The organism is Nonomuraea sp. NPDC049421 (assembly GCF_040677005.1).
Taxonomy (GTDB): Bacteria; Actinomycetota; Actinomycetes; order Streptosporangiales; family Streptosporangiaceae; genus Nonomuraea; species Nonomuraea salmonea.
On the sequence record NZ_JBFAQA010000003.1, the window covers coordinates 294,112 to 313,999 of the forward strand.

Below are 19,888 nucleotides of genomic sequence, written 5' to 3' on the forward strand. Positions count from 1 at the left end.
CCGGCCAGGCAAACAACTACTCACCGTGAGCAACCCCAGGCGGCCACGCCCGTTTTAGCCGCTTCCGAGCCTGTTCGGGGTGGCGTCAGGTTTGAGGGCCGCTTCTCTCGGTAGCGGTTCTCGACATCCTCAGGGGGAGGAAGCATGAGATTTCTCGGCATCAACGCGATCTTCCACGACCCGGCCGCCGCGCTCGTGGCCGACGGGAGGATCGTGGCCGCGGCCGAAGAGGAACGCTTCAGCCGCCGCAAGCACGGCAAGAGACCGCTCGCCTTCTCCGCCTGGGAGCTGCCCGAGCTGGCCGCCGCCTGGTGCCTGAGCGAGGCGGGCCTGTCGCCCGAGGACATCGACGCCGTCGCCTACTCCTACGACCCTTCGCTGGTGGTCCAGCGGCCGGAGGGCGACTGGGAGGACCTGCGCACCCGGTACGCCGTCCGGGCACCCGCCTTCCTCGCCACAGCGCTGCCGGGCCTGGACCCCGGGCAGGTCAGCTACGTGCCGCACCACGTCGCGCACGCGGCCTCGGCGGGCCTCGCCTCGCCGTGGCGCGACTGCGCGGTGCTGGTGTGCGACGGGCGCGGCGAGAACGTCTCCCACCTCGCCGGCCGCTACCGGGGCGGCGAGCTCGAGATCCTCGCCACCCAGGAGCTGCCGCACTCGCTCGGCCTGATGTACGAGGACGTCACCCAGCACCTCGGCTTCCTGCGCTCCAGCGACGAGTACAAGGTGATGGCGATGGCCTCCTACGGCCGCCCCCGCCACCTGGAGGCGCTGCGCGAGGTGATCTACACGACCGGCGACGGCGGGTTCCGCGTCGAGCCGGTCGACTGGAACGTCTACGCCAAGGCGCTGAAGAAGGGCACTCCCTGGACCTCCGACCACGCCGACCTGGCCGCCAGCGTGCAGGCCCGGCTGGAGGAGGTGCTGCTGGAGCTGGTGCGCTGGCTGCACGAGCGGACCGGGGAGCGGCGGCTGGCGCTGGCCGGCGGGGTGGCGCTCAACTGCGTGGCCAACACGCGGCTGCTGGACGAGGGACCGTTCGACGAGGTGTGGGTGCAGCCGGCCGCCGGCGACTCGGGCACCGCGCTGGGCGGGGCGCTGCACCTGGCGCAGGTCTACGGCGAACCGGCCGCGCCCATGAGCTGCCCCGCCCTGGGGCGCGGCTTCACCGACGAGGAGCTGGGGGCGTGGCTGGACGTGGCGCGGGTGCCGTACACGCGGCCGGCCGACCTGGGCGCGGCGGTGGCGGCCGAGCTGGCCGCCGACCGGATCGTGGCCTGGTTCCAGGGCCGCTCCGAGTACGGGCCGCGGGCCCTCGGGCACCGATCCTTGCTGGCGCATCCGGGCGATCCGCGCAACACCGAGCGGCTCAACGACGTCAAGGGGCGCGAGCAGTTCCGTCCCGTCGCGCCGATGGTGCTGGAGTCGCGGGCGCGGGAGATCTTCGGGCGGGGGCCTGTGCCGTCGCCGTACATGCTGTTCGTGCACGACGTGCACCCGGACTGGGCGGCGCGCATCCCCGCGGTCGTGCACGTGGACGGGACCGCCCGCATCCAGACCGTCTCGCCCGAGCGGCAGCCGCTGATGGCACGGGTGCTGAGCGAGTTCGAGGCGCGGACGGGGCTGCCCGTGGTGGTCAACACGAGCCTCAACACCGCCGGTCGGCCGATGGTGGACGACCCGCGCGACGCGCTGGAGTGCTTCGGGTCCGCGCCCGTGGACGTGCTGGCGCTCGGGCCCTACCTGGTGCGGCGCGGGGAGGTGTTCGGCTGATGTTCACCGTGGTGATCCCCACCGTCGGGCGGGCCACGCTGCGCGAGACGCTCGCCGCCGTGGGCTCCGACGTGCCGGTGGTCGTGGTGGACGATCGTCGCGGCGATCCCGGGGCGCTGCACGTTCCGGCGCACGTACGGGTGGTGCGCTCGGGCGGGCGCGGGCCCGCGGCGGCGCGCAACGCGGGCTGGCGGGCCGCCGACACGCCGTGGGTGGTCTTCCTGGACGACGACGTGATCCCCGCCTCCGGGTGGGCGCAGGCGGTCTGGAAGGACCTGGTGGACCTGCCGCCCGAGGTGGCGGGCAGCCAGGGCAGGATCCGGGTGCCGCGGCCCGTGCGGCGCAGGCCGACCGACGCCGAGCGGCACACCGCCGGGCTGTCGGGCGCGCTGTGGGTGACGGCCGACATGGCGTACCGGCGCGAGGTGCTGCAGGCCATGGGCGGTTTCGACGAGCGGTTCCCGCGCGCCTACCGGGAGGACGCCGATCTCGCGCTGCGGGTGTCGCGGGCCGGGCACCGGCTGGTCAAGGGCGACCGGGTGACCAGGCATCCCGTCCGTGACGACGGGTTCTGGGCGAGCGTGCGCTTCCAGCGGGGCAACGCCGACGACGCGCTCATGCGGCGGCTGCACGGGCCCGGCTGGCGGGCGGCGATCGGCGGCGCGCCCGGACGGCTGCGCCTGCACGCCGCCACGACCGCCGCCGGCCTCACAGCCGCCGTGCTGGGCATCGCGACCGCCGCCACCGGCGCCGGCCGGGCGCGTGCCGCCGGCGCGGTCAGGAGCGGCGGCGCCCGCCGCAGAGGCGTGGGCGTGGGCTCGGGCGTAGGAATCGCGGCGCTCGCAGCCGGTGCGGTGTGGGCCGCGCTGACCGCCGAGTTCGCCTGGCGGCGGATCGCGCCGGGCCCGCGTACGCCGGGTGAGGTGCTGCGGATGGCCGTCACCAGCGTGCTGATCCCGCCGGTCGCCTGCGCGCACCGGTTGCGGGGGGAATGGAGAGTGCGGCGATGACAGGTCCCGCAGACCGCGGACCAGACCCAGGACCCGATCGGGGGCGGGTGCTGGTGGCGCGGCTTGACGATGCCGGTGACGTGCTGCTGGCCGGGCCCGCCGTGCGCGCCGTGCGTACGCGAGCCGCCGAGGTGGTCTTCCTGGCCGGCCCGAACGGCAGGGCGGCGGCCGAGCTGCTGCCCGGCGTGGACCGGGTGGAGACCTGGCACGCCCCGTGGATCGACCACACGCCGCCGCCCGTCACCAGGGACCAGATCGAGGACCTGATCGGCCGCGTCGGGGACGTGGACGAGGCGGTGCTGCTCACCTCGTTCCACCAGTCGGCGCTGCCGCTGGCGCTGCTGCTCAGGCTGGCCGGGGTGGCCAGGATCACCGCGATCAGCAACGACTACCCCGGCGCGCTGCTGGACGTGCGGCACGTCGTGGACGAGAGCGTGGACGTCCCGGAGGCCGAACGCATGCTCGCGGTCGCCCGGGCGGCCGGATTCACGCTGCCACCAGACGATGACGGCGTTCTCGCAGTTCGGCGGCCATTGCCGGATATCCGCCCGGAAACAGGGCACTTGCTAGGCGCCGCCGCCGATGCCGGTGAAGGCGCGTATGTCGTGGTGCACCCGGGGACCTCGGCGCCCGCCCGTACCTGGCCCGCGGAACGGCACCGTCAGACGGTGCGGGAGCTGGCCGAGGACGGGCACCGGGTCGTCGTGACCGGCACAGAACGTGACCTCACCGCCTACGTGGCCGACGACGTCGCGGCCGACCTGGGCGGAGTGACCACCTTCGCGGAACTGGCCGCCGTCATCGAGCGCGCCGGCGTGCTCGTGGCCGGGAACACCGGTCCCGCGCACCTGGCCGCGGCGGTCGGTACGCCGGTCGTGAGCCTGTTCGCCCCCGTGGTCCCGCTGGTGCGGTGGGCCCCGTACGGCGTGCCCTCCGTCGTGCTGGGCGACCAGCACGCGCCCTGCCGCGGAAGCAGGGCGCGCGTCTGCCCGGTGCCGGGGCACCCGTGCCTGTCCCAGGTGACGAGTGAGCAGGTGGTCAAGGCAGTGAGGGAGCTGACGCAGTGAAGGTCGATCTCATCTCGGAGCACGCGGACCCGCTGGCGGTGGTCGGCGGCGTCGACTCCGGCGGCCAGAACGTCTACGTCGCCGCGCTGGCCGTCGCCCTCGCCGAGCGCGGGCACACGGTCACCGTGCACACCCGGCGCTCCTCCGAGGAGCAACCCGGCTCCGTGCGCCTGGCGCCCGGCGTCACGGTCGAGTACGTCACCGCCGGCCCGGCGGCCCCCGTGCCGAAGGACGAGCTGCCCCCGTACATGCCGGAGTTCACCGAACGCCTGGCCGAGCGGTGGGCGGCGCGCCCGCCGGACGTCGTGCACGCGCACTTCTGGATGAGCGGCCAGGCGGCGCTGCAGGCGGCCGGCGGGCTGCCGGTGGTGCAGACGTTCCACGCGCTCGGCACCGTCAAGCGGCGCTGGCAGGGCGAGGCGGACACCAGCCCCGCGCACCGGATCGACACCGAGCGCGAGATCGGCAAGCGGGCCGACGCGGTGCTCGCCACCTGCAGCGACGAGGTGAGCGAGCTGTGCGCGATGGGCATCCCGGAGCAGCGCGTCTCGGTCGTCCCGTGCGGGGTCGACCTGGAGGCGTTCCGCCCTGACGGGCCCGTGGCGCCGCGCACGGACGGGCCGATGGTGCTGAGCATCGGCCGCATGGTGGCGCGCAAGGGCGTGGACACGCTGATCAGGGCGATGCGCCAGCTCCCCGACGCCGAGCTGGTGATCGCCGGCGGCGGGCCGGGCGACGAGGAGGCGGCCAGGCTCAGGGACCTGGCCGACGGCTACGGCATGGGCCACCGCGTGCACGTCATCGGCAGCGTGCCCAGGCGGCACGTGCCCGCGCTGATGCGCGCGGCCGACGTCGTGGTCACCGTGCCCTGGTACGAGCCGTTCGGCATGGTGCCCGTCGAGGCGATGGCGTGCGGGGTGCCCGTCGTGGCCTCGGCGGTCGGCGGCCACCTCGACACGGTGGCGGGCTGCGGCGTGCTGGTGCCGCCGCGCAGGCCCCGTGCCCTGGCAAGGGCGCTCAAGGACGTGCTCGGCGACCCGCGGCGGCGCGCGGAGCTCGGCGCGGCCGGCGCCCGCCGGGCCCGCGAGCGCTACGGCTGGCCGCGCGTGGCCGAGCTCACGGAGGCCGTGTACACGCAGGTCATCGACGGCAAGGTCGGCCGGCTGGCCGTCCTAGGGGGTTGATCATGGATGCGCATCTGGAAAAGCTCTGGAACGCCCTGGAGAAGGTCGATGACCAGGCGGCCGCCGTACGGGGCTGGGGCGGCCGGCTGGCCGGCGTACTGTCGGCCGGGGGCCGGCTGCTCGCCTGCGGCAACGGCGGCTCGGCCGCGGAGGCCCAGCACCTGACGGCCGAGCTGGTCGGCAGGTTCAGGGAGGACCGGCGCCCGTACGCGGCGATCCCGCTGCACGCCGACGGCTCCTCGCTGACGGCCATCGCGAACGACTTCGGCGCCGACCAGGTCTACGCCCGCCAGGTGCGCGCGCACGGCCGTCCAGGCGACGTGCTGGTGTGCCTGTCGACCAGCGGCGGCAGCCCCAACGTGCTGGCCGCCGCCGCGGCGGCGCGCGAGTGCGGCGTGACGGCCTGGGCCATGACGGGGCCGGGGCCGAACGCGCTGGCCGACCTCTGCGACGAGGCCGTCGCCGTGCCCGGTGAGACGGCCACCGTCCAGGAGGTGCATCTCGCGATGATCCACCTGCTGTGCGACGCCGTGGAGGAGGCGCTGTGAAGCCAGGCCCGCTGGTCGTCATCGGTGACACGCTGCTCGACGTGGACGTCGAGGGCGACGCCGACCGTCTCTGCCCCGACGCCCCCGTGCCCGTGGTGGACGTCTCGTCCGAGCGGGCCAGGCCCGGCGGGGCGGGGCTGGCGGCGCTGCTGACCGCCCGCGACGGCGCCGACGTGGTGCTGATCACGGCGGTCGGCGACGACCAGGACGGGCACCGCCTGTGCGGGCTGCTGTCGGAGGAGCTCGACCTGGTACGCCTGCCGCTGCACGGCGCCACCGTGCGCAAGACGCGGATCAGGTCGCGCGGCCAGACGCTCGTCAGGCTGGACACCGGCGACGGCACCGCGCGCTTCTCCCCCACCGAGGAGGCGGCGCAGGCGATCCTGCGGGCCGGCGCGGTGCTGGTGTCCGACTACGGCAGGGGCGTCGCCAGGATGGCCCGCGAGCTGCTGCGCGATGTCTCCGTACCGGTGATCTGGGACCCGCATCCGCGCGGCGAGCAGCCGATGCCCGGCTGCGCGCTGCTGACGCCCAGCGAGGCGGAGGCGAAGATGTTGTGCCCGTCCGGCTACCAGGGCCCCGACCAGGCGGCCCGCCGTCTGGTGCGGGCGCTGCGGGCCAGGGCGGTGGCCGTCACCACCGGCGAGCGCGGAGCCGCGCTGGCCGTGGCGGGCGGCCCGCTGACCACGGTGCCGCCGCCGGTGCGCGCGGGCGGCCAGGACGCGTGCGGCGCGGGCGACCGGCTCGCCGGTGCCGCCGCGCTGGCCATGCGTGACGGCGCGGACGCCGCGCAGGCGGTGGCCGCCGGCGTCGGCGAGGCGTCCCGCTTCGTCGAACGCGGCGGCGCCGCCTCGGTGAAGGTGCAGGAGCAGCGGCTCGGCGACCGTCCGCGCACCGCGCTGGAGGTGGCCGGGCTCACCCGTGCCCAGGGGGGCCGGCTGATCGCCACAGGCGGCTGCTTCGACCTGCTGCACGCGGGGCACGTGAGCCTCCTGCGGCGGGCCAGGGCGCTCGGCGACGCGCTCGTCGTCTGCGTCAACTCCGACGACTCGGTACGCCGGCTGAAGGGCCCCGCCAGGCCCATCGTGGACGTGCGCGACCGGGTGGAGGTGCTGCGGGCGCTGGGCTGCGTGGACGCCGTGCTGGTGTTCGACGAGGACACCCCGGCGGCGGCCATCGAGCGGCTGCGGCCCGACGTGTGGGTGAAGGGCGGCGACTACGAGGGGGAGACGCTGCCCGAATCCGAGGTACTCGGCAGGCTCGGCGCGGAGATCGTCGTGCTGAGCACGCTGCCGGGGCGATCGACAACCAACCTGATCAGGGAGATCCAGTGAACATTTTGATCACCGGGGGCGCGTCCGGGCTCGGCCTGGCCACCGCCGAGGCGGTGGAGAAAGAGGGCTGGAAGGCGCTCGTCGTCGACGTACGCGCGCCGGACCAGCGCTTCGAGCACGTGACGGCGGATCTCGCCGACCGGGGCGAGGCCGAGCGCGCGGTACGCGAGCTGGCCGAGCGGGCCGGCGGCCTCGACGGCGTCGTCACCGCCGCGGGCATCGACGCCTGCGGCCGGCTGGAGGACGTGCCGGCCGACGACTGGGAGCGGGTCATCAAGGTCAACCTGCTGGGCACGGCCTCCGTCGTCCGGGCGGCGCTGCCGTACCTCAAGCACACCCGCGGCAAGGTCGTCACCTGCGCGTCCACGCTGGGGCTGCGTCCGCTGAGCGACGCGTCGGCGTACTCGGCGTCGAAGTTCGGCGTCGTCGGCTTCACCCGGGGGCTCGCGATCGAGCTGCGCGGGGAGGTGGGGGTGACCCTGCTGATCCCGGGCGGCATGCGGACAGGCTTCTTCGACGGCCGTCCCGAGCAGTACAAGCCGGGGCCCGAGGCCGGGCTGAACGACCCGGCCGACGTGGCCCAGGCCGTCGTGTTCGCGCTGCGGCAGCCGGCCGGATGCGAGGTGAGAGAGCTGGTCGTCTGCCCGTCCACGGAGACGTCATGGCCCTAGAGCTGCTGGCCCTGCGCGGGCTCGGCCTGGGCGACCTGCTCACGGCCGTGCCCGCGCTGCGGGCGCTGCGCCAGGCCTTTCCCGGGCATCGCGTCACGCTGGCGGCCCCGCGGGCGCTGGAGGCGCTGCTGCCGCTGATCGGCGCCGTGGACGACCAGGTGGACGTCGCGGGGCCGGGGCCCGTGCCGTTCGAGCGGCCCGACGTCGCGGTCAATCTGCACGGCAAGGGGCCGCAGAGCATCGAGGCGCTGCGGCGCACCGAGCCGGGGCGGCTGATCAGCTTCGGCACCGGGCCCGCCTGGCAGGACGGCGTGCACGAGGTGCGGCGCTGGTGCGGGCTGCTGGAGTGGCACGGCATCCCGGCCGATCCGGCTGACCTGACGCTCGGCATCTCCGACCGTACGGGTCCCGCGATCGTGCACCCGGGCGCCGCCTACCCGGCGCGGCGCTGGCCGCCCGAGCGGTTCGCCGAGGTGGCGGCCGCGCTGGACGACGTGGTGGTCACGGGCAACGCGGCCGAGGTGCCGATCGCGGCCCGGGTCGCCGAGCTGGCGGGGCTGCCGCCCGAGCGGATGCTGGCCGGGCGGACCCGCCTGGCCGATCTGATCGACCTGGTCAGCCGGTCGCGGCTGGTGGTGTGCGGGGACACGGGGGTGGCGCACCTCGCGACGGCGTTCTGCGTGCCGTCGGTGGTGCTGTTCGGGCCGGTCTCGCCGATGTTGTGGGGCCCGCCGCCCGGCTGGCGGCACGTCGCCCTGTGGACGGGGCACCACGGCGACCCGCACGGCGAGCGGCCGGACCCCGGCCTGCTCGAAATCGAGGTGTCGGAAGTCGTGGAGGCTGCCATGGAGGTCACATCATGAGGGCGCTGGTCACGGGGGGCGCGGGTTTTCTGGGCTCGTACCTGTGCGAGCGGCTGCTGGACGAGGGCGCGGACGTCATCTGCATGGACAGTTTCCTGACCGGCGGGCCGCGCAACGTCGAGCATCTGCTGGAACGGCCGGAGTTCCGGCTCATCGAGTGCGACCTGACCGGATACGTGCACGTGCCCGACCGGCTGGACCTCGTCCTGCACTTCGCCTCGGCCGCCTCGCCGGCCGACTACCTGCGCTACCCCATCGAGACCCTGCGGGTCGGTAGCGTCGGCACGCTGCACGCGCTGGGCCTGGCCAGGGAGAAGGGATCCAGGTTCGTGCTCGCCTCCACCAGCGAGGTGTACGGCGACCCGCTGGAGCATCCGCAGAAGGAGACGTACTGGGGGAACGTGAACCCGGTGGGGCCGCGCAGCGTGTACGACGAGGCCAAGCGCTTCGCCGAGTCGCTGACCACCGCCTACCGCCAGTCGCGCGGCACGAACACCGGCATCGTGCGCATCTTCAACACCTACGGGCCCCGTATGCGGCCGTTCGACGGGCGGGCGATCCCGACGTTCATCCGGCAGGCGCTGACCGGCGAGCCCATCACGATCACCGGTGACGGCACGCAGACCCGCTCCATCTGCTACGTGGACGACACCGTGTCGGGCATCCTCGCCATGGCGGCCGGTGACGTCGCCGGGCCGGTCAACATCGGCAACCCCGACGAGCTGACCATGCTGGAGCTGGCCACCCTGGTCAAGAAGCTGACCGGGTCGTCGTCGGAGATCCGCTTCATCGACAAGCCGGCCGACGACCCGAAGGTCAGGCGGCCCGACACGACGCTGGCGGCCGAGCTGCTGGGGTGGCGGGCGCGGGTGCCGGCCGAGGAGGGTCTGCGCAGGACGATCGAGTGGTTCGCGGCGGAGCTGGCCGCGATCGAGCAGCTCGAAGGCGCCCAGGTGTGACGCACACCGCCCGGCCGCTCACGGGGAACGGCCGGGCGGGGAGTCAGGTGCTGCGGGGCGGGATCAGAGTGCGACGCCGAGCAGGGCGTCGGTGAGGTCCTTGACCAGGGCGGGGGCGGCGGGGTCGGAACCGGGGGCGGCCAGGGCGGCGTCGGCCCAGGCGTCGATCGCGGCCAGCGCGCCGGGCGCGTCGAGGTCGTCGGCCAGCCGCTCGCGCACCGTGGCCAGCAGGTCGCCGGCGGGCGGCCCTGAGGGCAGCGCGACCGCCGAGCGCCAGCGGGCCAGCCGCGCCTCGGCCGCCTCGAGCCGGTCCGGGGTGTACTCCCAGTCGGAGCGGTAGTGGTGGGCCAGCAGCACGAGCCTGATCGCCATCGGGTCGTGCCGCTCGCGCAGCTTGGAGACGAAGACGAGGTTGCCCTTCGACTTCGACATCTTCTCGCCGTCGAGCCCCACCATCCCGGCATGGGTGTAGAACTTGGCGAACGGCCACTCACCGGTCGCCGCGTGCCCCTCGGAGGCGCCGCACTCGTGGTGCGGGAAGATCAGGTCGGACCCGCCGCCGGCGACGTCGTAGCCGGCTCCCAGGTTGTCGAGGGCGATCGCGGTGCACTCGATGTGCCAGCCGGGCCTGCCGCGGCCGAGCGGGGTGTCCCAGGCGGGCTCGCCCGGCCGCTCGGCCCGCCACATCAGCCAGTCGAGCGGGTGGCGCTTGCCGGCCCGGTCGGGGTCGCCGCCGCGCTCGGCGAACAGGGCCAGCATCTCCTGCTCGTCGTAGCCGGACACCTGGCCGAACTTGGGGGCGTCGGCCACGCTGAAGTAGACGTCGCCGTCGAGGTCGTAGGTGACGCCCTTGGCCGCCAGCCGGGTGATGAGGCCGGCGACCCGGCCGACGACCTCGGTGACGCCGACGTACTCGCGGGGCGGCATGATGCGCAGCGCCTCCATGTCGCCGCGGAACAGCTCGATCTCCCGCTCGGCCAGCTCCTGCCAGGCGACGCCGGTCTGCTCGGCCCGCTCCAGCAGCGGATCGTCCACGTCGGTGGCGTTCTGGGTGTAGTGGACCTCGTGGCCCGCGTCGCGCCACAGGCGGCCGACGAGGTCGAAGGCGAGGTAGGTGTTGGCGTGGCCGAGGTGGGTGGCGTCGTAGGGGGTGATGCCGCAGACGTACATCCTGGCCGTCGGCCCGGGATCGGTCTGCCGCACCTGCTTGGCCGACGTGTCGTAGAGACTCAGCGGAATGCTCTCACCTGGGAGCTTTGGAACGTTCTGGGCAGACCACGATCTCATGCCTTTGAGCCTATCTGTCCTGATCGGCGGTCAGGTCGGTGAAGTCGTACGTCACGCTCTCCCGCGCGATGAAGACCCGCATCACCGACAGGGAGGCGAAGACGCGGCCGTCGGGCAGCTCGTGCCTGATGATGAGCGCGCCGCGGTCGCCGGACGGCTCCTCCGCGGCCAGCTCGCTCCAGTCGCCCGCGGCGCGGAAGCGCGGCAGGTAGGCGGCCACCCGCTCGCTCTCGGGGTCGAGGCCGGAGTTGACGACCATGCTGGTGCCCGCGGGCAGCGGGGAGGTGGTGAGCCGCTCGCCGTTCCAGCTGAACAGCAGGACCCGGTCGAGGCCGGCCAGCACGAGGTGGAAGGGGTCGTAGCGGCCGAGGTCGCCGGTGGGCGGCTCGCCGGTGTACGCCGCCCGCAGCGCCAGGTCGCCCCGCGAGACCTTCGTGGTCTCGCCGGCGGCCTTGCCGTGCCCGTTGAGCAGGGCGGCGGCGCGGCGGGCCGCCGGGTGGACGGCCAGCCAGGTGCCGCCGGCCTTGAGGTCGCGCCCGCCGATCACGCCGGGGTAGTCGGGCCAGTGCTCGCCGGGCCCTTCCCACGGCCGGTCGGCGAACTCGTCCCTCACGCCCATGAGCGTCAGCTCCCGGCCGGTCCTCACGATCAGCGTGCACATGGGGCAAAGGCTAGTAAACCCGCCCCGATCTCCCTAGATCGGGGGCCAGGGAATGGCCGGCCAGCCCTCCGACGGGTAGGGGTGCACGCCGGTGTCGAGCAGCCGCCGCACCCGCTGCCAGGTGGCCTCGACCTCGGCCAGCGTCAGCAGCTCGCGCAGCTTGCGGCCGAGGTCGCCGGACTCGATGTCGCGCTCCAGCTTGGCCAGCACCGCCACCGCCTCGCGGGCCAGCGGCTTGCCCCGCCACTGCCACAGGACCGTGCGGAGTTTGTCCTCGACGGAGAAGCACACCCCGTGGTCGACCCCGTAGACGTGGCCGGTGGGCAGCGGCAGCAGGTGGCCGCCCTTGCGGTCGGCGTTGTTGACCACCGCGTCGAAGACCGCCATCCGGCGCACGACCGGGTTGCGGCTCTTGACCAGGCGCATGAGGTCGATCTCGCGCTCGGTGTCGATCCACAGCTGGCACATGCCGGGGCCGAAGGGCCCGTCGCGGTAGACCGTGGGCGGCACGACGCGCCAGCCGGTGGCCTGGGAGACCTCGAAGGCGGCGACCTCGCGGGCGGCGAGGGTGCCGTCGGGGAAGTCCCACAGGGGGCGCTCGCCGCGTACGGGCTTGTAGACGCAGGCCGCCGAGCGCGAGCCCAGCTTGACCGAGCAATAGAGCGTCATGTTGGTCGCCTCGACCAGCCGCCCCGCGACCTCCAGGGTGCCGTCGCGCAGCAGCGTGAGGGCCTCCTCGTCATGCACGGGCGGCGGTGGGGCGGGCTTGACGGCCGGTTCGCTCTCGGGAGCGGTCATGAAGCCGCCTCACCCCCGCGGTAGCCGTTGAGACGGACGCAGACGTGCCCCGTGGCGTCGAGCGGCTGGCCGCACAGCGGGCACGGGGGCCGGCCCGCCGCGACGATCTGGAGCGCCCGCTGGGTGAAGGCCCGCGCGGCCCCCGCGCTGATGCGCACGCGCAGCACCGCGGGGTCGGGACCGTCGAGATCGTCTTCGTCGATGACCTCCTGCGCTTCTATCACCACCTGTGACTTCTCCGCATCCCAGGTCAGCGCCATGGTGCCGACGCGGAAGTCCTCCGCGACCGGCGTGTCGAGAGGAGCGTCGTCGGCCAGGTCGGCGGGAGCCAGCGCGGGCACCTGGGCGGTGCCGCCGCTGAGTCTCAGCACCTCGTCGAGCAGCTCGTCGAGCCTGCCCGCGAGCGCCGCCACCTGCAGTTTCTCCAGCGCCACCGTGGTCAGTCTGCCCTCGGCCCTGGCCTGCAGGAAGAAGACCCGCGCGCCCGGCCGCCCCAGGGCACCGGCGACGAACCTCTCCGGTGGGTCGTAGTCGAAGACCGGCATAGCCTGACCTTACGTGGTTCCGGGTCCGCCGCCGACGGCGGCATCGCTCCCGGTGATGTTTTCTCCCCCGTCTTTCTCTCCCGAATCCTCGGGAAGCTTCAATTCCCCCATATCGTTAATCCTGTGGACAAAGGGACGCAAGGGGGCATAGCGAATGACTGTGAGAGCGGCCGGATCAGCCGTTATCCGCTGAAAATGATCGAGATGGAGCCCCAGAGCGTCGGCCACGATCGCCTTGATCACATCGCCGTGGCTGCACGCGAGGTAGACAGCCTTCTCCCCCAGGCGCCGATTCCACTCCCTGACCGCCGCAACCGCGCGATGCTGCATCTCCGCCAGCGACTCACCGCCGGGGAACGTCACCGCGCTCGGATGCGCCTGCACGACCGGCCACAGCGGCTCCTTGGCCAGCTCCTTCAACGGCCTGCCGGTCCAGTCGCCGTAGCCGCACTCGATGAAGCGCTCGTCGGTGATCACCTCCAGCTCGCGTCCTTCGGCGACCGCTTGTGCCGTTTCCCGGCAACGTTCGAGCGGGCTGGAGACAATGGCGTCGAGCCTGACGCCCGCGACGCGCCCGGCGAGCGCGGTGGCCTGCGCCCTGCCCGCCTCGCTCAGATGCACCCCAGGAGTACGGCCGGCCAGCACCGGCCCGGTGAGGTCCGTCAGCCCGTGCCGGACCAGAAGCAACGTGGTCATCCCGCAAGTGTCGCAGGCGTCGATCACGACGTTTCATCGGCCTGAACGGTAACCTGGCGGGATCATGGAGCAGCGCTATGTCGGCCACAGCGGCCTGTCGGTGTCCCGGCTGGGGCTCGGCACGATGACCTGGGGGCGTGACACCGACGCGGACGAGGCCGCGGCCCAGCTCCGCACGTTCCTCGACGCGGGCGGCAACCTGGTCGACACCGCCGACGTCTACACGGGCGGCGACGCCGAGCGGCTGCTCGGCCGCATGCTGCGCGACTCCGTGCCGCGCTCGGAGCTGGTCATCTCCACCAAGGCCGTGGTCACGCCCGCGGGCCGCCGCCCGCGCGACGCCTCCAGGCGCCACCTCATCGCCGCCGTCGACGACTCGCTCAACCGCCTCGGGCTCGACTACGTCGACCTGTGGCAGCTGCACACCTATGACGAGGAGGTGCCGCTGGAGGAGACCCTCGCCGCGCTCGACGCGATCGTCTCCTCCGGCCGCGCCGTCTACGCCGGCGTCTGCGACTACACCGGCTGGCAGCTCGCCGCCGCCGCCGTCACCCAGAAGATGGTCCCCGGCCGCATCCCGATCACCGCGGCCCAGACCGAGTACTCGCTGCTGGCCCGTGAGCCGGAGCGCGAGCTGCTGCCCGCCGCCGCCCACCTCGGCGTCGGCGTGCTGGCCTGGTCACCGCTCGGGCGCGGAGTGCTGACCGGCAAGTACCGCACCGGCATCCCCGCCGACTCGCGGGCCGCGACGCCCCACTTCGCTGACTTCGTCCGCCCCTATCTGGACGAGCGCAGCCGCCGGGTCGTCGAGTCCGTCATGACCGCGGCCGACGGCCTCGGCGTGTCGCCGCTGGCCGTGGCCCTGTCATGGGTGCGCGACCAGCCGGGCGTCGCCTCCGCCATCGTCGGCGCCCGTACGCACGCGCAGCTCAAAGGCGTCCTGCCCGCCGAGGACGTCGTGCTGCCGATAGAGATCCGAGAGGCCCTCGATGACGTGTCGTCGCTCGACTGAGGCGGCCGCCCGCCACCGCCGCACTGAACGAGAGGTGCCCTCGCGTATCACTAGTCGATACCGAATCGCAACTTCAGCCACGAAAAGCCTGCGTCTTCCGGCCGATGTCCAGCAAGATTTCTTCCGGAAGCGACGCAGGAGGGGACGGATGGGGACCAGAACCGCGATCTCGGTCGGAGTACTCGCGGTGGCGCTGGTGGCCGTCCCGGTGGGGGCTCCCGCCGCATCGGCCACCGCCCAGGACTGCACGCGCGACGGGGGTCTGCTCTCGGGGGTGACCAACACCCTGTGCGACGTCGTCCAGGCCGTCACCGGCACGGTCGACACGCTGACCGGCGGCACCACCAGCAAGGTGACCGAGGGGCTCGACAGGACCACCGACGAGGTGCTCGGGCGGGTCGGCGAGGTGCTGCCGACCGAACGCGCCAAGTCCGCCCCCGACGAGGCGGACGAGCGGCCCGCCACCACGCCCAGGCCGACCACCCGGGAGCCCGAGCGCGACGAGGAGTGCCCGTCCGTGCTGTCGTGCACCGACCAGAGCACCGTCGACCGGCTCACGCCCAAGCCCTCCGCCTCGCCGTCGGCCACCCGCACCGGGCGGCCCAGCGAGGGCCTCATCTCCGCCACCGCCACCTCGCTCCCCCAGCCGGTGCCCGCCAGGCCGCGGACGACCCGGCCGGAGCGGCAGGAGAGCGGCGTCCATCGGGCGGCGCCGAAGAAGAAGACCGCGCACGCCGAGGAGCCGCGGGTCGACCTGCTGTGGCCCAACCCGTTCCAGCACGAGCTGGCCGTGCCGATGCAGGACCAGCGCGTCGTACGGCCCAGCCCGCCGGCCTCCGACGTGATCGGCACGGTGCTGACCATCGCGCTGCTCGGCTCCGCGGTGCTGGCGACCCGGATCGTCCAGCAGCGGCGGCACGGCAACGAGCCGGCCGAGTCGATCCCCTTCGAGCCCGCCCGCGCCGGCAACGGCCGCCACCGCCTGGCCTGAGCCCCTTTCGAGCAGGGCCCGGACAGGGCCTGAGAGCCGCCCGGACAGCAGAAGACCCCCGGCTCAGGAGCCGGGGGTCTTCCGATGGAAAGGGTCAGCCGCCGATGGCGTGGACGCCGCCGTCGACGTGGACGATCTCGCCCGTCGTCGCGGGGAACCAGTCGGACAGCAGCGCCACGCACGCGCGGGCGGTGGGCAGCGTGTCGGCGAGGTCCCAGCCCAGCGGCGCCTTCGCGGGCCAGCTGTCCTCGAACTCCTGGAAGCCGGGGATCGACCTGGCCGCCATCGTCCGCAGCGGACCGGCCGCGACCAGGTTGACGCGGATGGCGTGCTTGCCGAGGTCGCGGGCGAGGTAGCGGTTGCAGGACTCGAGCCCGGCCTTGGCGACGCCCATCCAGTCGTAGACCGGCCACGCCTTGGAGGCGTCGAAGTCGAGGCCGACCACTGCGCCGCCCTCCTTCATCAGCGGCAGGCAGGCCACCGCGAGCGACTTGTACGAGTACGTCGAGACCTGCAGCGCGGTCGCGACGTCCTCCCACGGGGTGTTGAGGAAGTTGCCGCCGAGTGCGCTCTGCGGCGCGAAGCCGATGGAGTGGACCACGCCGTCGAGGCCGTCGACGTGCTCGCCCACGCGGTCGGCGAGGGTGGCGAGGTGTTCGGTGTTCTGGACGTCGAGCTCCAGCACCGGCGCCGGCTCGGGCAGCCGCTTGGCGATGCGCTCAACGAGGCTGAGCCGGCCGAAGCCGGTCAGCACGACCGTGGCGCCCTCTTCCTGGGCCAGCTTGGCCACCGCGTAGCCGATGGAGGAGTCGGTCAGCACCCCGCTGACGAGGATCCGCTTGCCGTCGAGAATGCCCATGTCAGTGCCCCATTCCGAGTCCGCCGTCGACGGGGATCACGGCCCCGGTGATGTAGGAGGCGTCGTCGCTGGTCAGGAAGCGCACGACGCGCGCGATCTCCTCGGGCGCGGCCTGCCGCCCGAGCGGGATGTTGGAGACGATGGCCTCGTGGTCGAGCTCGGCGGTCATGTCGGTGTTGACGAAGCCCGGCGAGACGACGTTGACGGTGATGTTGCGCGAGCCGTATTCGCGGGCCAGCGAGCGGGCGAACCCGACCAGGCCCGCCTTGGACGCTGCGTAGTTGGCCTGGCCCGCCTGGCCGCTGAGGCCGACGACGGAGGAGATGAGGACGATGCGGCCGCGCTTGAGCCGCATCATGGGCCTGATGGCCCGCTTGGCCACGCGGTAGGCGCCGGTGAGGTTGGCGTCGATGACCTCGGTGAAGGTCTCCTCCTTCATCATCGCCAGCAGCGTGTCCTTGGTGATGCCGGCGTTGGAGACCAGCACCTCGACCGGGCCGTGCTCGGCCTCGACCTTGTCGAAGGCGGCCTCGACGTCGGCGGTGCTGGTGACGTCGCAGCGCACGCCGAACAGGCCCTCGGGCGGCTCACCCGATCGATAGGTGACCGCGACGGCGTCGCCTGCCGCGGCGAGTTCACGGGCGATCGCGAGGCCTATGCCGCGATTGCCCCCGGTGACGAGTACAGAGCGTGCCATGACACCTGACGCTATCCCCTACCGGCGGGTATCCGCTTGTCCGGGTGGCACAAGATCACAGGGTTAGGATCGTGGACATGCGCCAGATCGATCCCGATTTCCTGGAGTTGCCGTTGCGGCAGCTCGCGGACGCCGCTCTGCAACGCGCTCGCGACCTCGGCGCCGAGCACGCCGACTTCCGGCTCGAACGCGTCAGGGCCGAGTCGCTCAACCTTTACGACGCTCGGCTCGAAGGGGCCATGGACGCCGACGACCTGGGCTACGCGGTGCGCGTGGTCAAGGGCGGCACCTGGGGCTTCGCCTCCGGCATCCAGCTGACGCCCGAGGCCGCCGCCGTGGTGGCCGAGCAGGCGGTGCGCGTGGCGGAGGTGAGCGCACCGATCAACAGGGAGCCCATCGAGCCGGTGCACTCCGGCGCGGTGTGGGTGTCCGACTACGAGATCGACCCGTTCGAGGTGGCCGCGTCCGACAAGGTGAGCCTGCTGGCCGACTGGTCGGCCGGGCTGCTCAAGGGCGCCGACCACGTCTCGGCGCGGCTGCTGCAGGTCAAGGAGCAGAAGTTCTACGCCGACACCGCCGGCACCTCGACCACCCAGCAGCGGGTGCGGATCTATCCCCGGTTCAACGCCATGAAGGCGGCGGACGGCGGCTTCGACGACATGTCCACGATCGCGCCGCCGGTCGGCCGCGGCTACGAATACCTGACCGGCTCCCATTGGGACTGGCAGGGCGAGCTGGCCAGGCTGCCCGAGCTGCTGGCCGGGAAGCTGGCCGCGCCGTCCGTCGAGGCCGGCGAGTACGACCTGGTCATCGACCCGTCCAACCTGTGGCTGACGATCCACGAGTCGATCGGCCACGCCACCGAGCTCGACCGGGCGCTCGGCTACGAGGCCGCCTACGCCGGCACCAGCTTCGCCACGTTCGACCAGCTCGGCGAGCTGGTCTACGGCTCGCCCGTGATGAACGTGACCGGCGACCGCACCGTCGCCCACGGCCTGTCCACGGTCGGCTACGACGACGAGGGTGTGCAGGCGCAGAGCTTCGACATCATCAAGGACGGCGTCCTGGTCGGCTACCAGCTCGACCGGCGGATGGCGCTGATGAAGGGGCTCGGGCGCTCCAACGGCTGCGCGTTCGCCGACTCGCCCGGCCACATGCCGATCCAGCGCATGGCCAACGTCTCGCTCGCGCCCGCTCCGGGCGGGCCTTCGACCGACGAGCTGATCGCGGGCGTCGAGCGGGGCATCTACCTCGTCGGCGACAAGAGCTGGTCGATCGACATGCAGCGCTACAACTTCCAGTTCACCGCCCAGCGGGCTTACCGCATCACCGGCGGGCGGCTCGACGGGCAGGTCAGGGACTTCGCCTACCAGGCCACGACCACCGACTTCTGGCAGTCGATGGAGGCGGTCGGCGGGCCGGAGACCTACGTGCTCGGCGGCGCATTCAACTGCGGCAAGGGCCAGCCGGGGCAGGTCGCGCCGGTCAGCCACGGGTGCCCGTCGGCGCTGTTCCGCGGCGTACGAATCCTCAACACGGTGCAGGAGGGCGGGAAGTGACGCCTCAGGAGATGGTGGACAGGGCGCTGGAGCTCTCCCGTAACGACGACTGCGTGGTGCTGGTCGACGAGGGCTCCACCGCCAACCTGCGCTTCGCGGGCAACACGCTGACCACCAACGGCGTCGCCCGATCGTCCCGGCTGACCGTCATCTCGATCTCCGGCCGGCAGGTCGGCGTGGTGTCGCGGGCGGCCGTACGCGACGAGCAGCTGCCCGACGTGGTGGCGGCGGCCGACGCGGCGGCGCGCGAGGCGCAGCCGGCCGAGGACGCCAGGCCGCTCGTCGATGCCGGCCCCGCCTCGCCGCACTGGGGTGAGGAGGTGCGGCCGACCGACATCGAGGTGTTCGGGCGGTTCACCCCCGCGCTCGGTGAGGCGTTCGCGTCGGCGGAGGCGGGCGGCAGGCGGCTGTACGGGTTCGCCGAGCACAAGATGACCTCCACGTTCCTCGGCACGTCCGCCGGAGTGCGGCTGCGCCATGATCAGCCGACCGGGCGGCTGGAGGTCAACGCCAAGTCCGCCGATCTCAAGCGGTCGGCGTGGACGGGCGTGTCCACCGAGGACTTCACCGACGTCGACGTCTCGGCGCTCGGCGCGTCGCTTGCGCAGCGGCTCGAATGGGCGAAGAACCGCGTCGACCTGCCCGCGGGCCGTTACGAGACGCTGCTGCCGCCGAGCGCGGTGGCCGACCTGATGATCTACATGTTCTGGTCGTCGGGGGCGCGTGACGCGCTCGACGGGCGCACGGTGTTCTCCAAGCCGGGCGGCGGCACCCGCGTCGGCGAGCAGCTCGCCAGGCTGCCCGTCACGCTGACGAGCGACCCCGCGGCGGCGGGCATCGCGTGCGCGCCGTTCGTGACGGCCCACCGGTCCAGCCGGGAGAGCTCGGTGTTCGACAACGGGCTGCCGCTGTCGCGTACCGACTGGATCAAGGACGGGCGGCTGGAGGCGCTGCTGCAGACCCGCCACTCGGCCGAGCTGAGCGGGCTGCCTGTGACGCCCTCCATCGACAACCTCATCATGGCGGGCCCCGGCGAGGCCTCCATCGACGACATGATCGCCTCGACCCGGCGGGGGCTCCTGGTCACCTGCCTGTGGTACATCCGCGAGGTCGATCCCCAGACGCTGCTGCTGACCGGGCTGACCCGCGACGGGGTCTACCTGGTCGAGCACGGGGAGGTCGTGGGCGAGGTCAACAACTTCCGCTTCAACGAGAGCCCCGTCGACCTGCTCGGCCGGATGACCGAGGTGGGTGCCGGACAGCGGACGCTGCCCCGGGAGTGGAACGACTACTTCCAGCGGACGGTCATGCCGGCGGTACGCGTGCCCGACTTCAACATGTCCACGGTCAGCCAGGCGAGCTGACCCTACGGCG

The 19,888-nt window shown here is 73.1% G+C and carries 20 protein-coding genes; 13 read left to right on the forward strand and 7 right to left on the reverse strand.

Going from position 1 to position 19,888, the window contains the following annotated elements; translation table 11 throughout:
- Positions 1-144: 144 nt before the first annotated feature.
- Genes AB0K18_RS07440 through AB0K18_RS07480 form a run of 9 tightly spaced genes read left to right on the forward strand, consistent with a single transcriptional unit; the run spans position 145 to position 9,409 of the window.
- Positions 145-1,773 carry a carbamoyltransferase C-terminal domain-containing protein gene (locus AB0K18_RS07440; RefSeq protein ID WP_364378264.1) on the forward strand — a complete coding sequence of 543 codons (1,629 nt, stop codon included), beginning with the start codon at positions 145-147 and terminating at the stop codon, positions 1,771-1,773.
- A complete protein-coding gene (locus AB0K18_RS07445; RefSeq protein ID WP_364911205.1) occupies positions 1,773-2,783 on the forward strand; it encodes a glycosyltransferase in 1,011 nt (336 codons plus the stop codon). The genes AB0K18_RS07440 and AB0K18_RS07445 overlap by 1 nt, the downstream gene beginning before the upstream one ends.
- Entirely contained in the window at positions 2,780-3,850 is a 1,071-nt protein-coding gene (locus AB0K18_RS07450; protein ID WP_364911207.1) for a glycosyltransferase family 9 protein, read from the forward strand. Before AB0K18_RS07445 ends, AB0K18_RS07450 begins: the two co-directional genes overlap by 4 nt.
- On the forward strand, positions 3,847-5,034 hold the full coding sequence (locus AB0K18_RS07455; RefSeq protein WP_364911209.1) for a glycosyltransferase: 1,188 nt from the start codon (positions 3,847-3,849) through the stop codon (positions 5,032-5,034). Before AB0K18_RS07450 ends, AB0K18_RS07455 begins: the two co-directional genes overlap by 4 nt.
- Before the next feature lie 2 nt (positions 5,035-5,036).
- Positions 5,037-5,582, forward strand: a complete 546-nt coding sequence (locus tag AB0K18_RS07460; RefSeq protein ID WP_355432885.1) for an SIS domain-containing protein — start codon at positions 5,037-5,039, stop codon at positions 5,580-5,582.
- Positions 5,579-6,916, forward strand: a complete 1,338-nt coding sequence (locus tag AB0K18_RS07465; RefSeq protein ID WP_364911212.1) for a PfkB family carbohydrate kinase — start codon at positions 5,579-5,581, stop codon at positions 6,914-6,916. The genes AB0K18_RS07460 and AB0K18_RS07465 overlap by 4 nt, the downstream gene beginning before the upstream one ends.
- A complete protein-coding gene (locus AB0K18_RS07470; RefSeq protein WP_364911215.1) occupies positions 6,913-7,587 on the forward strand; it encodes an SDR family oxidoreductase in 675 nt (224 codons plus the stop codon). The genes AB0K18_RS07465 and AB0K18_RS07470 overlap by 4 nt, the downstream gene beginning before the upstream one ends.
- Positions 7,578-8,450, forward strand: a complete 873-nt coding sequence (locus AB0K18_RS07475) for a glycosyltransferase family 9 protein (RefSeq protein ID WP_364911218.1) — start codon at positions 7,578-7,580, stop codon at positions 8,448-8,450. The genes AB0K18_RS07470 and AB0K18_RS07475 overlap by 10 nt, the downstream gene beginning before the upstream one ends.
- The gene (locus AB0K18_RS07480; protein WP_364911221.1) at positions 8,447-9,409 is read left to right on the forward strand and encodes a UDP-glucuronic acid decarboxylase family protein; all 963 of its coding nucleotides are present in this window, start codon (positions 8,447-8,449) and stop codon (positions 9,407-9,409) included. Before AB0K18_RS07475 ends, AB0K18_RS07480 begins: the two co-directional genes overlap by 4 nt.
- 63 nt (positions 9,410-9,472) lie before the next feature.
- Here the strand turns inward: AB0K18_RS07480 and mshC are convergent, their stop codons facing one another.
- The 5 genes from mshC to AB0K18_RS07505 are packed head-to-tail and all read right to left on the reverse strand — an operon-like array spanning position 9,473 to position 13,396.
- On the reverse strand, positions 9,473-10,696 hold the full coding sequence (mshC, locus tag AB0K18_RS07485; protein WP_364911224.1) for a cysteine--1-D-myo-inosityl 2-amino-2-deoxy-alpha-D-glucopyranoside ligase: 1,224 nt from the start codon (positions 10,694-10,696) through the stop codon (positions 9,473-9,475).
- Between the two features lie 10 nt (positions 10,697-10,706).
- Positions 10,707-11,357, reverse strand: a complete 651-nt coding sequence (locus tag AB0K18_RS07490; RefSeq protein WP_364911226.1) for an NRDE family protein — start codon at positions 11,355-11,357, stop codon at positions 10,707-10,709.
- Between the two features lie 33 nt (positions 11,358-11,390).
- A complete protein-coding gene (locus tag AB0K18_RS07495) occupies positions 11,391-12,155 on the reverse strand; it encodes an SCO1664 family protein (protein ID WP_355429520.1) in 765 nt (254 codons plus the stop codon).
- Complete coding sequence (locus AB0K18_RS07500) at positions 12,152-12,700, reverse strand: DUF3090 domain-containing protein (RefSeq protein ID WP_364911229.1); 549 nt, start codon at positions 12,698-12,700, stop codon at positions 12,152-12,154. The genes AB0K18_RS07495 and AB0K18_RS07500 overlap by 4 nt, the downstream gene beginning before the upstream one ends.
- 9 nt (positions 12,701-12,709) lie before the next feature.
- The gene (locus AB0K18_RS07505; protein ID WP_364911232.1) at positions 12,710-13,396 is read right to left on the reverse strand and encodes a histidine phosphatase family protein; all 687 of its coding nucleotides are present in this window, start codon (positions 13,394-13,396) and stop codon (positions 12,710-12,712) included.
- A gap of 64 nt (positions 13,397-13,460) precedes the next feature.
- Here AB0K18_RS07505 and AB0K18_RS07510 point away from each other — a divergent pair, with 64 nt between their 5' ends.
- Positions 13,461-14,408 (forward strand): aldo/keto reductase, encoded by a 948-nt coding sequence (locus AB0K18_RS07510; protein ID WP_364574220.1) that lies wholly within the window; start codon positions 13,461-13,463, stop codon positions 14,406-14,408.
- A gap of 148 nt (positions 14,409-14,556) precedes the next feature.
- Complete coding sequence (locus tag AB0K18_RS07515) at positions 14,557-15,399, forward strand: hypothetical protein (protein ID WP_364911235.1); 843 nt, start codon at positions 14,557-14,559, stop codon at positions 15,397-15,399.
- 94 nt (positions 15,400-15,493) lie between these two features.
- Here the strand turns inward: AB0K18_RS07515 and fabI are convergent, their stop codons facing one another.
- Together fabI and AB0K18_RS07525 are read right to left on the reverse strand one after the other, a co-directional pair.
- On the reverse strand, positions 15,494-16,258 hold the full coding sequence (gene fabI, locus AB0K18_RS07520; protein WP_345385946.1) for an enoyl-ACP reductase FabI: 765 nt from the start codon (positions 16,256-16,258) through the stop codon (positions 15,494-15,496).
- Between the two features lies 1 nt (position 16,259).
- Entirely contained in the window at positions 16,260-16,955 is a 696-nt protein-coding gene (locus AB0K18_RS07525; RefSeq protein WP_355429537.1) for a beta-ketoacyl-ACP reductase, read from the reverse strand.
- 77 nt (positions 16,956-17,032) lie between these two features.
- Between AB0K18_RS07525 and AB0K18_RS07530 the strand changes: the two genes are divergently transcribed.
- Together AB0K18_RS07530 and AB0K18_RS07535 are read left to right on the forward strand one after the other, a co-directional pair.
- The gene (locus AB0K18_RS07530) at positions 17,033-18,514 is read left to right on the forward strand and encodes a TldD/PmbA family protein (protein WP_364911238.1); all 1,482 of its coding nucleotides are present in this window, start codon (positions 17,033-17,035) and stop codon (positions 18,512-18,514) included.
- A complete protein-coding gene (locus AB0K18_RS07535) occupies positions 18,511-19,878 on the forward strand; it encodes a metallopeptidase TldD-related protein (protein ID WP_364911241.1) in 1,368 nt (455 codons plus the stop codon). The genes AB0K18_RS07530 and AB0K18_RS07535 overlap by 4 nt, the downstream gene beginning before the upstream one ends.
- The last annotated feature ends 10 nt before the right edge of the window (positions 19,879-19,888 follow it).

Bases quoted from the DNA above. Each gene is read 5' to 3' on its own strand.
- AB0K18_RS07525 (WP_355429537.1), bottom strand. From the start codon at position 16,955: ATGGCACGCTCTGTACTCGTCACCGGGGGCAATCGCGGCATAGGCCTC.
- AB0K18_RS07515 (WP_364911235.1), top strand. From the start codon at position 14,557: ATGGGGACCAGAACCGCGATCTCGGTCGGAGTACTCGCGGTGGCGCTG.
- AB0K18_RS07530 (WP_364911238.1), top strand. From the start codon at position 17,033: ATGCGCCAGATCGATCCCGATTTCCTGGAGTTGCCGTTGCGGCAGCTC.
- mshC (WP_364911224.1), bottom strand. From the start codon at position 10,696: ATGAGATCGTGGTCTGCCCAGAACGTTCCAAAGCTCCCAGGTGAGAGC.
- AB0K18_RS07495 (WP_355429520.1), bottom strand. From the start codon at position 12,155: ATGACCGCTCCCGAGAGCGAACCGGCCGTCAAGCCCGCCCCACCGCCG.
- AB0K18_RS07440 (WP_364378264.1), top strand. From the start codon at position 145: ATGAGATTTCTCGGCATCAACGCGATCTTCCACGACCCGGCCGCCGCG.
- AB0K18_RS07490 (WP_364911226.1), bottom strand. From the start codon at position 11,357: ATGTGCACGCTGATCGTGAGGACCGGCCGGGAGCTGACGCTCATGGGC.
- AB0K18_RS07460 (WP_355432885.1), top strand. From the start codon at position 5,037: ATGGATGCGCATCTGGAAAAGCTCTGGAACGCCCTGGAGAAGGTCGAT.
- AB0K18_RS07450 (WP_364911207.1), top strand. From the start codon at position 2,780: ATGACAGGTCCCGCAGACCGCGGACCAGACCCAGGACCCGATCGGGGG.
- AB0K18_RS07475 (WP_364911218.1), top strand. From the start codon at position 7,578: ATGGCCCTAGAGCTGCTGGCCCTGCGCGGGCTCGGCCTGGGCGACCTG.
- AB0K18_RS07500 (WP_364911229.1), bottom strand. From the start codon at position 12,700: ATGCCGGTCTTCGACTACGACCCACCGGAGAGGTTCGTCGCCGGTGCC.
- AB0K18_RS07505 (WP_364911232.1), bottom strand. From the start codon at position 13,396: ATGACCACGTTGCTTCTGGTCCGGCACGGGCTGACGGACCTCACCGGG.
- fabI (WP_345385946.1), bottom strand. From the start codon at position 16,258: ATGGGCATTCTCGACGGCAAGCGGATCCTCGTCAGCGGGGTGCTGACC.
- AB0K18_RS07510 (WP_364574220.1), top strand. From the start codon at position 13,461: ATGGAGCAGCGCTATGTCGGCCACAGCGGCCTGTCGGTGTCCCGGCTG.
- AB0K18_RS07445 (WP_364911205.1), top strand. From the start codon at position 1,773: ATGTTCACCGTGGTGATCCCCACCGTCGGGCGGGCCACGCTGCGCGAG.
- AB0K18_RS07480 (WP_364911221.1), top strand. From the start codon at position 8,447: ATGAGGGCGCTGGTCACGGGGGGCGCGGGTTTTCTGGGCTCGTACCTG.